The 12280-nt window shown below is 62.7% G+C and carries 11 protein-coding genes; 8 read left to right on the top strand and 3 right to left on the bottom strand.

Features of this window, described 5'->3' with window-relative positions:
- On the top strand, positions 1-525 hold a 525-nt coding region (locus EKD05_RS23955), incomplete at its 5' end, for an NYN domain-containing protein (RefSeq protein WP_205704072.1).
- Positions 526-678: 153 nt separating this feature from the next.
- On the opposite strand, the gene EKD05_RS23950 is transcribed toward EKD05_RS23955, so the two are convergent.
- Entirely contained in the window at positions 679-1098 is a 420-nt protein-coding gene (locus EKD05_RS23950; RefSeq protein WP_129677904.1) for a hypothetical protein, read from the bottom strand.
- Between the two features lie 406 nt (positions 1099-1504).
- Between EKD05_RS23950 and EKD05_RS23945 the strand changes: the two genes are divergently transcribed.
- From EKD05_RS23945 to avd, 7 genes are all read left to right on the top strand, one after another.
- Positions 1505-1744, top strand: coding sequence for a type II toxin-antitoxin system Phd/YefM family antitoxin (locus EKD05_RS23945; protein WP_129677902.1), 240 nt, complete (start codon positions 1505-1507; stop codon positions 1742-1744).
- A gap of 362 nt (positions 1745-2106) precedes the next feature.
- On the top strand, positions 2107-3306 hold the full coding sequence (locus EKD05_RS23940; protein ID WP_129677900.1) for an AAA family ATPase: 1200 nt from the start codon (positions 2107-2109) through the stop codon (positions 3304-3306).
- A 63-nt stretch (positions 3307-3369) separates the two neighbouring features.
- Complete coding sequence (locus EKD05_RS23935) at positions 3370-4452, top strand: transposase (protein ID WP_129677898.1); 1083 nt, start codon at positions 3370-3372, stop codon at positions 4450-4452.
- Between the two features lie 34 nt (positions 4453-4486).
- Entirely contained in the window at positions 4487-6496 is a 2010-nt protein-coding gene (locus EKD05_RS23930; protein ID WP_165360938.1) for an SUMF1/EgtB/PvdO family nonheme iron enzyme, read from the top strand.
- A 502-nt stretch (positions 6497-6998) separates the two neighbouring features.
- Positions 6999-8792 (top strand): reverse transcriptase/maturase family protein, encoded by a 1794-nt coding sequence (locus tag EKD05_RS23925; RefSeq protein WP_129677894.1) that lies wholly within the window; start codon positions 6999-7001, stop codon positions 8790-8792.
- 418 nt (positions 8793-9210) lie between these two features.
- Positions 9211-10287 (top strand): reverse transcriptase/maturase family protein, encoded by a 1077-nt coding sequence (locus tag EKD05_RS23920; RefSeq protein ID WP_165360937.1) that lies wholly within the window; start codon positions 9211-9213, stop codon positions 10285-10287.
- Positions 10280-10654, top strand: a complete 375-nt coding sequence (gene avd / locus EKD05_RS23915) for a diversity-generating retroelement protein Avd (RefSeq protein ID WP_129677890.1) — start codon at positions 10280-10282, stop codon at positions 10652-10654. Before EKD05_RS23920 ends, avd begins: the two co-directional genes overlap by 8 nt.
- A 446-nt stretch (positions 10655-11100) precedes the next feature.
- Here the strand turns inward: avd and EKD05_RS23910 are convergent, their stop codons facing one another.
- Together EKD05_RS23910 and EKD05_RS23905 are read right to left on the bottom strand one after the other, a co-directional pair.
- Positions 11101-11613: a hypothetical protein gene (locus tag EKD05_RS23910; protein ID WP_129677888.1), complete on the bottom strand. Its 513-nt coding sequence runs from the start codon at positions 11611-11613 to the stop codon at positions 11101-11103.
- Complete coding sequence (locus tag EKD05_RS23905; RefSeq protein ID WP_165360936.1) at positions 11610-11903, bottom strand: UPF0175 family protein; 294 nt, start codon at positions 11901-11903, stop codon at positions 11610-11612. Before EKD05_RS23905 ends, EKD05_RS23910 begins: the two co-directional genes overlap by 4 nt.
- Positions 11904-12280: the final 377 nt, after the last annotated feature.

Genomic DNA, 12280 nt, shown 5'->3' with positions numbered 1-12280 from the left:
TTTACCGGGCTGGCGATGCGGTTGCGCGAAGAAGGCGTGCTGGTCTATGGCTTTGGTGATGAGCGTACCCCGCAAGCTTTTCGGAAGGTCTGCCATAAGTTTATCACGGTGGAATTGCTCGAAACGCAGGAGGTGCCGGTTGAAGTTTCGGACATGACGACGTTGGTGAAGAGCAAAGGCACCAGTGCGGCCAAGGGCGCGCCCCTGCCCCCACCAGACGCGCCGGTACCGGTACCCGTGACCCTCCCAAAGCCGGTTGCTGAGGGACAACCGGTGACCAACGATGCTGCACAGTTGCTCCGCGACGCCTTGGCGAATGTGCCAAGCGACGAGGAGGGCTGGAGTACCTTAGCGGGGATCGGTTCCTATATCACGAAGATCAAGCCGGATTTCGATCCCCGCCGCTACGGGTTCAAGAAGCTCGGCGAGTTGATCCGCACGCAGTTTTCCGATCTGGTGGACGTTGCCGCACGCGGCGAACCTGGGGCGAAAGTGGTCTATGTGCGGCTACGGAAAGCCAAATAGTCCGTGTGCGGTGGCTACGCTCAGGGTACAGGTGATCATACTCCATCGGCATGCCAATTAATGCTTCAGGTGTGTGACAGTACCCGCAGCGGGCACCCGCATCGGCACGAACAAGACGACGCAACTCGACCGAGAGATAGGCGGGAGCCATGGCTATGCTTCCAGGTCCGTCAGGGAGGGAACGGGTTGACCGCGTAGCTTCAGGAGTACGGCGGCATACGCTTTGCGTAGCGTGCGCAGGTCAGCGTCGTGCTGCAGTGTCGCGAGGGCTTGGCTTTCCAATGGCGTAAGGCTCCCGGCTCGTTGTCGCTCGCGCAGGGCTTCAAACTGTTGAACCTCTGGCTCAGGCATCCGCTCGCGCATCACCTGCTCCAACACCCGCGCCTCAACCTGTTCCAGGGCCTGGAGGGCATCACGCATCGTTGGGGGGAGATCATCCGGCAGCGGCGGCAGGCCAGCACTCAGCGTCTGCGCCACCAGGGTCTCCAGGGGGCGCTTGGTCAGGCTGGCTAGGCGCTCCAGACGCTGGTAGATCTCCTCGGGCACCTGGATCGAGACCGTATTCCTGGTCATGGCTCACCCCCTCTTCGTTCCCTGGCGTTGCACTGCTATTGTACCATTCCTTGCTCAGATACGGCATAAGCTCGAAGACCGTGCAGCAAGCAACCCAAGCGTAAAGCTTTTGGGCTTTACCCTCGTCTACCGACGAATCGGTAGCCGGATGAAGATGGGTTGTTTGACGCAATGCCACTGAGGTGCAACGGTTTGAGGGAGCTGCATGCGGAGCATTGCGCCGTTGCGCCAACCTTTGTGCTACCGCACTGAATTAGCTCACACGCACAGCAGCGGATTTGTTGCTCCCTTTGCCCCTGTTTGTTTGGCAACGGATGCGAGGTTGTGGTAGGATGACGCCACATGCATGCATGCCGTTGTCCTCTCAGGCCCCCGGCCACCCAACCGCACGAAAGGAACCAACCCGATGCCCGTTTCCACCCGACACATGTTTGACATCGACCTCCAGCATGGTGTGCTTCCCGTTTCCCAAGCGGCCAGTTCGTTGGCGGCGATGATCCGGCGCTCGGCGCAGCAGCAGCGCCCCGTGGTGATCACGCAGAAGGGCAAACCGACGGCGGTCTTACTCTCCGTCGAGGTGTTCGACGCGCTGCGCACGCTGGTCGAGGGGGCCCGCCCGCCCGCCGCTGCGCCGCCCGAGGGGTAGGCCCAGGATCAGGCCACGAAGGCGCTTTGTTTGACGCCAAGGCGCGAAGGGTGTTTGACGCGAAGGCGCGAAGGCGCGAAGGCGCGAAGGTTTGCGGGATCAGCGTTGCGTTTGTTGCGTCTTTCTGCCTTTGGGCAAGGTTCGTAGGCACGTGGCAGTTTGCGCCCTACGTAGTGGGAGTGCCGACTTCAGTCGGCTGAGGCCGACTGAAGTCGGCACTCCCACGGTCATGCTCAAAAGCTCTTTCTGAAGCCTTTATGCCTTTGCGTCTTGGCGTCTGTCGGGCTGCGACACCTCGGATCCGGCGGCTTCGTGGATCATGACGGCACGTGGCGGAACCCTTCCCTCCAGGAGCATTTCTGATGACCCAGCGTATCGACGACCTGCGGGCTGAACTGGCGGAGCTTGATGAACTGATTGCGGCGCTGGCCCCCGGCTCCCCCGTGCGGCTGCGCCAGGAAGCCAAACGTGACCGGGTACGAGCTGAGCTCGCAACCCTTGCGGGCGAACCCCCGCCTGCCCCGGCGCCACCACCCGCGCCGGTGGATCAGTCAGGGCAGGTGGGTGGCGTCAGTCTGGGGGCCAACACGACCGTGCAGGGCGGGGTGACGACGGGCGATGTGATCGCTGGCGATAAACACGCCCAGCAGATCGGCACGATCCACGCTGGGGGCGCTGCCTTCGTGGCGACCCAGCAGACCATTCTTTGTTTCTATGGGCCGCATCCGCCGGGGCGTGCCCAGGCGTTGCTGACCGATTACCTCGTCTACGTTGCGAACGAGTGTAGCACGATGCGCTTGCAGCGCATTGCCGGGCAGCGCCAGACCGGACGGGAGCAGCCGGCTGTGCCGGAGTTGCGCTTGCAGGCGGTCTATACCAGCTTGACCACCGATGGCCCGCCGGTGGTGCGGCTGCGCACGCGGGCGACGGTTGGTCGGGTGCGCCGGTTGCTCGAGCGGCTCGAACAGACCCCACGCTCACCTGAGGCGGTGGCCCCCGAGCGGGTGATCGCGGTGGCGGTGACGGGGCCGGATGGCCGGACGGACGCGCTGGTGGGGGCCGCGCAGCGCGGGCGGGCGGGGTTGGAGTTGGCCGGGGGGCTTGACCTGCCTGAGCCAACCGAGGTTGACGTGACCTTGACGCGGGCCGAGTTGGCGCTGGAGGCGCTGGCGCGGCAGCGGCGGCTGGTGCTGCTCGGCGAGCCAGGCTCGGGCAAGAGTACGGTGCTGCGCTATCTCGCCGCGTTGCTGGCGCAGCGGGCCTGCGGGGTGCGGCAGCGCCTCGCGGGGTGGGCCGACGACGCGACGCCGGTGCCGATTCTGGTGCCGCTTGCGCAGGTCGCTGAGCACCTGGCCCACGCGAGCACGCCCGATGCGGCGCTCTGGCAGACCCTTGGCGCGATCCTCGATGGGCCGCAGGGCCTCAGCGCGGGCCTGCGCGAGGCCCTGAGCGAGGCGCTGCGGCGCGAGGGGGTGATCCTGCTCTGCGATGGCCTCGATGAGCTGTCGGCAGAGGGGGGGACGGCCAGCCTTCAAAGGGTTTCACTAGATAAACGGAGGTGAGCAGGATGCCGTATACTGGGAAGATCACGCGTGCCAACACGCATCAGCCCAGCGGAGGAATCTATGCCCACCTCACCCCTCTATGATAGCATTCATCAACAGATGACGGATCAGCTTGTGGACGCCTTGACCAGTCAACTGACAACCCTGGCGCTCATTGTCGTGGCGGTATCACAGTGTGTGGCCGCCCAACTCGGACGTATCGCACGAGCCATGCCCGTGGATACGACCCAGTCCGCCAAAGAGCAACGGTTGCGGCGCTTCCTGGATAACGACCGGATGACCCAGGAGACTCATTACCATCCCATCGTGCGGCGAGCCTTGCAGGGGCTCAAAGGTCAACGCGTGCACATCCTGATTGATCGTGTGCTGATCCAAAACCGCCACAATATCCTCGTGGTCAGTGTCGGCTTCCGCCGCCGGTCGATCCCGCTGACCTGGATGGCGCTCGATCACCGTGGTCCAAGCGGCTTGGAAGACCAGCAAACGGTCTTGCGGGACGCCTTGGCCCTCTTGCCCCCGGGCGTGCGGGTGAGCATCCACGGAGATAGTGAATTCCGCAGTCAGGCGCTGTTTGCGTGGGTTCGCGGGCTCGGCCATGATGCCCTGTTGGGCGTGACCGGACGGACGCTGGTGGCCGACACGCGCGATGGCAAGGCCACGTCGTTGGAAAGCCGGATGGCCGGGCAAACCGAGGTGGTCTACCTGAACGAGGTCTATCTGACAGAAGACGGACACGGCCCGGTCAACGTGATCGCGTGGTGGGACAAAGACCCAGATGGGAAGATCCTGGTGCGTGCGGTGATGACCAACCTGCCGGCGAACGGACGCACCTACCGTCTGGGCAAGCGGCGGATGTGGATTGAGACGGTCTTTCGCGACTGGCAGAGCGGGGGCTTTCACCTGGATCGCAGTGGGCTTGAGGATCGTCAGCGCTTTGCCCGCTTGCTGCTGCCGCTGGTGATCGCCTACCTGTGGTTTGTGGCCGTGGGCCGCTGGGTGGTCAAACGGGGCTATCGCAAGCTGGTTGATGACGGCCCGGCGCGGAGTTGGAAGTACAGCTTGTTCCAACTCGGCGTGGCCTGGAAGGAACGCCTGGCGAGTTTCACGCAAGCGATCCCGGTGTTGCTCGCTTTGTACCTGTAACCGTGTCATTATCTGTCCGTCGTCGTGTAATTTGGTGAAACCCTTTGAGACGGCCAGCCCGCGCAGCCTGGTTGCGCAGGCGGTGCAGCGCCTGGCGATGCGGACGCAGGCGCGGATCGTGGTGACGAGCCGGGTCTTGCCCTATCAGAGTGCGACGACGTGGCAGTTGCCGCCTGACGAGGGCTGGCAGGTGCGGACGATCCGCCCGCTGGCGTTCGGCCAGGTGCAGACGTTTGTGCAGGCCTGGTTTCGTGCGCTGACGGCCCTCGATCCTGATCTGACCGCCGCCGCCGCCGACCAGACCGCCGCGACGCTGCTTGACCACCTGGCTGCGCGCCCGGCCCTGAGCCCGTTGGTGCGTTCGCCGTTGCTGCTGACGATGTTGACATTGCTGCACGACCACGACCAGGTGCCCGACGACGAAGTGGAACTGTATGAGCAGTGTGTGCTCTTGCTGCTCGACCGCTGGGAACCGGTGCGCCAGCCGGGGTTGAAACGACCCGGGTTGCTTGAGCGTCTGGGTCAGCCCCCGGGGTTGACCCTGGCCCGCCTGCGCGATCCGTTGCACCAGTTGGCATACGAGGCACACCGCGATGGACGGGGCGAGGAGGGGCGCGGCATCATCAGCGACGACCTGCTGCAGGGGCGGCTGGTCAAGTTCTTTGACCGGCTCGGGGTGGCCGAGCCGCTGGCGACCTACAAGACGTTCAAAGCGGTGCTGGCGGAAGAGGCGGGCTTGCTGCTGGCGCGGGGGGACGACGCCTTTGCCTTTCCGCACCTGTCGTTTCAAGAGTATCTGGCGGCCTGCTATCTGGCTGATCAGGAGGCGATGAGTGATCTGGCGTACGCGGTGTGGCAGAGCGAGGATCGCGAGCGCTGGCGCAAGGTGCTGGTGCTGCTGGCCGGGCGCTTAGCGGCCCAGGGTAAAGCCCCCAAAGATGGCTTTCTTTGGTTGAAACAGCTCTGGGCCGCCGGGCGTGGGGGGCAGGCGAAACCGGAGGTGCAACGGCACCAGGATACGCGGCTGGCGGCGCTCACCTATCAGGGCATGGGTGGCCGGGTGGCCTTTGCCGCCAGTTATCACCTTGATCTCGATGCTGACATCGAGCGCCCGCTGCGGCAGGCCATCGTGGCCTTGCTCAACGCCCCGACCGCGACCGTGCCGCCGAGTGACCGCCTGATCGTTGGGCGCGTGCTGGGCGAGCTGGGCGACCCACGTTGCCCCGTGAAACTGGCGGCGTGGCAGGCGAGCCTGGCGCAGCGCACGACCGTGCTGACGGCGCATGGTGATCACTACTGGCGCTTTGTGCCCGGGGGCCACTACCAGATTGGCGGGTGGGCTGACGATGCAGCGGCGGTGGCGCATGAACTGGCCCCATTCTGGATCGCCCGGTACCCCGTGACGGTTGCGCAGTACGAGGCGTTTGTTGCTGAGGGCTACAGTGACGAGGCGGAACGCTGGTGGACGTCGGAGGGCTGGCAGTGGAAGCAGCGGAACAAGCATCAGCAGCCGTGGGGGTGGGATAATGAGCAGTACAATGGGGCCAATCAGCCGGTGATCGGGGTGACGTGGTATGAGGCGACGGCCTTTTGCGCGTGGCTGAGCGAGCGGCTGGCTGACGTGCTGCCGGCAGGCTATGGATTGCGCCTGCCGACCGAGGCGGCCTGGGAAGTGGCCGCCGCGTATGATGCGCAAAGGCAGCGACGCGCCTATCCGTGGGGGGATGCCGCGCCAACCCCGGAGCAAGCAGTGTATGACGTCTGGCAATGCAACGCCCCGGCCCCAGTGGGCCTCTGCCCGGCTGGGGCGGCGGCGTGCGGGGCCCTTGATATGGTGGGCAACGTCTGGGAGTGGGCGAGCAGTCGTTCCAAGGCCTATCCAGGCGAGGCCGCCCAGGAGGAAAAAGACTTTCCAGTTGATGATTTTGATGTGCCGTTGCGCGGTCATGCGTACTACGGAAATAGCACAGATGTTCGCTGCGGGGCGCGGAACAGGAACCATCCCAACAACAGGAACAACAACCAGGGTTTTGTGCGCCGTTGAACGCAGATGCATATCGCTTCTACATGAAGCTGGTATGAGGAGGGAAATACCAGGGACACCCAAGCCACCTGGCGTGGAAACACAAAGGGGAAAATAGCATCTTGGGAAAGCGGATAAAGTCCTAGTCGCAATGGGCTGACGTGCCGCAAGTCCCGCGTCCTATGGCTAAAGCTAGACTGCCTGAACCCTAATCCCGACTTGGTGTAGTGGTTCGCCCATCGGTAAGCGACTGAAAACCGATGTCCGTGTCTATCAGCGGTACGAAAACCGCCGCCGATACCCTTCCTGGCACGGAAAGAGCACGCAAAGGGCGTGAAGAAAGGGATGTGTAGGGGGCCTACGGGACGCTCGCGACGTATGCATCTGACGGATGACGGGATTGCCTACGGAGGGCGACCTCTATGGCAACGGACTGCCCATAGTAGTCAGCAGACGGGAAAGCCGTCTACACGGCGAAGGGGCAGAGGTAACTCGACTGCGAAGTAAAGGTTAGGTACGCGCGATGCGAAACGCCGAGACCATTCTTACAGTCATCCGGGAACGCGGCCAGCGCGGATTACCGCTGGAGCGCGTCTATCGCCTGCTGTTCAATCCTGACCTCTATCTTCGGGCCTACGCGCGGCTTTATAGCAATGACGGCGCAATGACCCGAGGAAGCACCACAGAAACCGTGGATGGGATGTCTTTGGCGAAAATCGAGCGGATTATTACAGCTCTCCGCTCCGAACGCTACCGATGGAAGCCCGTGCGCCGCACCTATATCCCCAAGGCCAACGGGAAACGGCGTCCTTTAGGCATCCCATCTTGGTCAGACAAACTGCTCCAGGAAGTCCTCCGGAGCATCCTTGAAGCCTACTACGAACCACAATTCTCCGACCATTCTCACGGGTTTCGTCCTCACCGCGGCTGCCATACCGCCCTACAGACGGTCGAACGGACGTGGAAAGGGACACGGTGGTTTATCGAAGGCGACATTACCAGCTACTTCGACACGATATCGCATGAGACACTGCTGACCATCCTCCGACGCGATATCCACGATGAACGGGTCATTCGGTTGATCGGCGGACTGCTTGCAGCAGGATACCTAGAAGATTGGCGCTACCATCGCACCCTCAGCGGCACACCGCAAGGGGGCGTCATTTCTCCCCTCCTCGCCAATCTCTATCTGCATCAGTTCGACCAGTGGGTCGAAACGACGCTACTGCCAGCCTACACACGAGGAACTAGGCAGCGAAGACATCCAGGCTATAGCGCGCTCACGGATCAACTCAGCCGGATGCGGCGCAAGGGCCAAACGGCTGGGGTCAAAGCCATCATACAACAACGCCGTAGACTGCCGACGATGGATCCAACAAATCCGGACTATCGGCGGCTCCGTTACATCCGCTATGCCGATGACTTCCTGCTCGGATTTGTCGGCCCACGAACCGAAGCCGAGACCATCAAACAGGCCATCAAAGCATGGATTACCTCGTATCTGGGGCTTGCACTCTCCGACGAGAAAACCCTCATTACCCACGCAAGTACCCAGGAGGCCCAGTTCCTCGGCTACAGCATCTCTACCTACAATGTGAACGACCATCTCGATCAGCACCGGCGACGGTCGCTGAACGGGAAGATCAGGCTCGGTGTGCCGGCAAAGATTGTAGAGGCGAAATGCGCCCGGTACGGTGCGGGCGGAAAACCAATCCATCGCACGGAACTGCTGCAAGATAGCGACTACAGCATCGTAGCCCACTACCAGCAAGAGTATCGTGGCGTAGTACAATACTACCTATTGGCGCATAACGTGGCCTGGCTGGGGAAACTTCAGTGGGTCATGCGTGGGTCGCTGCTGAAAACCCTGGCAGCCAAACATCAAACCACGGTGATGCACGAACTACGGAAATATGCGGCCACCACCGAAGATCCGCGCACCGGAACCATGCTGAAATGCATCGAAGTGCGGATTGAGCGTGAAGGAAAAGCACCACTGGTGGCTCGATTTGGTGGTATATCGCTAACACGACATCCTCAGGCAGTGCTCAATGACCGTCCCCCACAAGCATACAGCAGACGCTCAGAGTTGCTTCAACGGCTTCGAGCGGATGAATGTGAGCTGTGTGGGTCACGCGATCAGATCGAAGTCCATCACATTCGCAAACTCGCTGACCTCAAAACGCGGGACGGTCAACCAAGACCGGAGTGGGTACGCCGCATGGCAGCACGTCAACGGAAAACCCTGATCGTCTGCCGAGCGTGCCATACTGCGATCCACGCAGGTAAGCCAACGCAGCGACGTTCAACGGAATGAGTTACTGGAGAGCCGTGTGCATTGAAAGGTGCAAGCACGGTTCGGGAAGGGGCCGATGGAAAAGGCTCAAGCACGAGACCTCGCCAGCGGCCTACTTCACCGGGTGGTGGCGGCCCCCCTTGTTCGCACGAATGTCCTGAATTCTGAATACTGAATTCTGTATGCTGCATTGCTGTTTCCTTCTGGGGCGAGGATGGTGTCAAGGGTTTGCCCCCGCCACATCCGCGATTTTTTTGTGGGGGGGCACCATGCCTACCCCCTCCCCAGGCGGCAGGGCGCAGCAGCTATGCGGCGGGCGGTGTGGTTGATGGGGGGGCGTGTGGGCTGCTGCGCCCCTACTTCCTTCCATCCCGCGGATCGTGCCATATGTCCACGGCGGCAGGGCGCAGCAGCGCCGTGCCCAGACGGGGAGGTGGGGATGCCAAAACGGGTGCGCAATCTCTGGCCACACGTGATCAGTTTTGAAAACTTGTGGCAGGCGTATCGGGCGGCGCGTCGCAAGAAGCGCCGGCGTCCGGCGGTGGCGGCGTTTGAGTTTGAGGCCGAGACGCGGTTGCTGCGCTTGCAAGAGAAGCTTGCGGCGGGACACTATCAGCCCGGTGGGTACCGTACGTTTGTCGTGCGTGAGTGGAAGCGCCGCATTATTTCGGCGGCCCCGTTTGAGGATCGCATTGTTCATCATGCGCTCTGTCGGGTGATTGAGCCGATCTTCGAGCGCCGGTTTATCCACGATAGCTATGCGTGTCGCCGGGGCAAAGGCACGCTGGCGGCGCTCAATCGGGCACAGCATTTTGCGCGGCGCTATCGGTATGTCTTGCCGGTGGATGTGCGCGAGTTCTTTCCTTCCATCGATCACGCCGTGCTGCGTCAGATCCTGGCACGCCATATTGGCGATCAGCGTGTCATGATGCTGATTGATCAGATCCTGGCGGGTGGGCGTGATGTGCTGGCGGAAGCGTATACGCCGGTGCTCTTTCCGGGTGATGATCTTTTTGCGCTGGCGCGGCCACGTGGGTTGCCAATTGGCAATCTGACCAGTCAGTTTTTTGCCAATGTCTACTTGCATCCCCTTGATCTCTTCATCAAGCAGACGCTTGGCTGTCGGGGCTATCTGCGTTACTGCGATGATCTCTTGCTCTTTGCCGATGACAAGGCGACGTTGCAGGCGTGGCGTGCGGCGCTGGTGACGCAGTTGGCGACGTTGCGGCTGACGCTGCATGCAGGTCGGGCGCAGCCGGTGGTGGTGGCGGCGGGCTTTCCGTTTGTGGGCTGGACGATCACGCCCGCACGGCGGCGACTGCGACGACGCAATGTGGTACGCTTCTTTCGGCGGTACCGTATGCGGCTACGTGCCTATGGCGCGGGCGAGATTGATCTGGAGCGGCTCGGGGCAACGGTGCATGGCTGGGTAGGGCAGACGCAACATGGCAGTACGACGGGCTTGCGCAAGGCGGTGTTGCGCCAGCTGATTCCAAAGGTACAAGCGCATGGCTGATTCACCACTTTTTGCGCGATGTCACGATCTGATCCTCTGGATCATGCCCGCCACGGTGCGCTATCCCCGCCATTATCGGGCGGCGCTGGGCAAAGCGACCCAAGAAGCGGCGTTGCGGTTGCAACGGGAACTGGTCGCAGCAGCACGCCGACGGGACAAACGCCAGGCGTTGCAAGCGGCTGATGAGGCGCTCCACGAGTTGCGGTTGCTGGTGCGCCAGGGGCGCGACCTGAACCTGATTACGGCGGCGCAACATGAGCATGCTGCTCGCATGCTTGATGAAATCGGGCGCCTGCTGGGAGGATGGCGCAAAGCCCAGGCGCGGGCGGCCACGGGGTCAACTGAGCACGATGCGAACAGCCCGTAGCAGCGCCGTGCCCATGCGAGCGGGGAGGCAAGGGCATCGCCGCTTCTTCCGTGCTGCGCCCGCCGTGTCACCCCGCTGCGCCCGCCCTGGCCCCCCGCTGCGCCCGCCGTGTCACCCCACTGCGCCCGCCCTGTCACCCCGAGCGCAGCGAGGGGGCTTCCATGGGCCGCAGGGAAGATTCCTCACTGCGTTCGGAATGACATGGCTGGCATTGCCTCCCGCTGCACTCGCCGTGTCACCCCGCTGCGCCCGCCCTGTCACCCCGAGCGGAGCGAGGGGTCTTCCATGGGCCGCAGGGAAGATTCCTCACTCCGTTCGGAATGACATGGCTGGCCTGGCCCCCCGCTGCGCCCGCCCTGGCCCCCCGCTGCGCCCGCCCTGTCACCCCGAGCGGAGCGAGGGGTCTTCCATGGGCCGCAGGGAAGCTTCCTCAGGGGCAGTTCTCTTCAGCGTTCAGGCTGAATGAGCGCCGATAGATCGGTCAGCGGGGCATGGTAACCCTGGGCAATCATCGCCGCCAGCCAGCCATTGGCTTGATCGAGCGTGGCGATCTTCCGCTCAACACTCAGGGTGAGGCATCCAATGGTGCCGGAGATGGCAATCTTCTGGCGCTGTGCTTGCGCACGAGCAGCACGATCATCGGTGAGCAGGAGCCAGCTTCGCTGTGTTGCAATCGCCAGGCACGCCCGCTCGCCGCGATGGAGACCTGCTTGCATCGCGCCAAACTGACGCAACTCCTGCTCGGTCATCGTGACGAGATGGAGCCAGCCGTCGGCAACGAATGGCACCACCTGTTGCTCGATCCCCTCAAAGAAAGAGTAGCCTTCGATCTGAGCTGCCTGGATCTCGGCGAAGACCTCGGTCGGCAGGTACAGTGTCCCAAAAAGTCGGTGGAGGAGCGTAAGCTGCTGAATGCGGGCGAAGTTCGAGAGTACGGTTGTATTACTGAGGATCTTCATTGGAGTGCCTGGCGTAGTGATTCTACCTCCGCCCTGGCTTCGTCGAGTGACGCGGGGCCGATGCGCAGAGGTATGCCACGTGCAACCAGTATCTCGCTCATTTGGGGCCAGCTCACCCCTGCCAGCATAGCAGCCTGGGCCAGTGAGATGTCTTCGTGCTGATAGCGATAGATTGCCAGGTTGACGCGCAGATCGGGCCGCGCCCGAAGCAGATGACGCAGCGCGTCTTCGATGACCGCATCCTCGCTCGCATAGAGCTGCGCGTTGACAAGATCTTGTGCAGTGGTCATACGTATGCTCCTTCCATCGGATGCGTGTCGCGGCCTATGCGCATGGTACTCACCGATCAACGACACTGCGATCCCATCAGGCCACCACATGCTGCGCGGTCGGTTGCTCCAATTTGTGCGCTTCGAGGTGGTGCCCCGAATGTACGCGCCAGTCCGGGGCGTTGATCGCAGGAGAACTCACGTTCCCGCATGTGGGATGCATGCAAGTATACCATGTCGATCAGGGTCGTCGGTGCCGCAGAAGCAGCGCCGTGCCCATGCGAGCGGGGAGGCAAGGGCATCGCCGCTTCTTCCGTGTATGCACCCGCCAGGGCACCCGCAAGGGGTACCCCTACACCGGCCCCCGACCCCCGGCCCCCGACCCCCGGCCCCCGACC

Source organism: Candidatus Chloroploca sp. Khr17, from assembly GCF_004138165.1.
Lineage (GTDB): Bacteria > Chloroflexota > Chloroflexia > Chloroflexales > Chloroflexaceae > Chloroploca.
The sequence above is the reverse complement of the archived record's forward strand: the minus strand, read 5'-3'. Positions and strand labels throughout refer to the sequence as shown.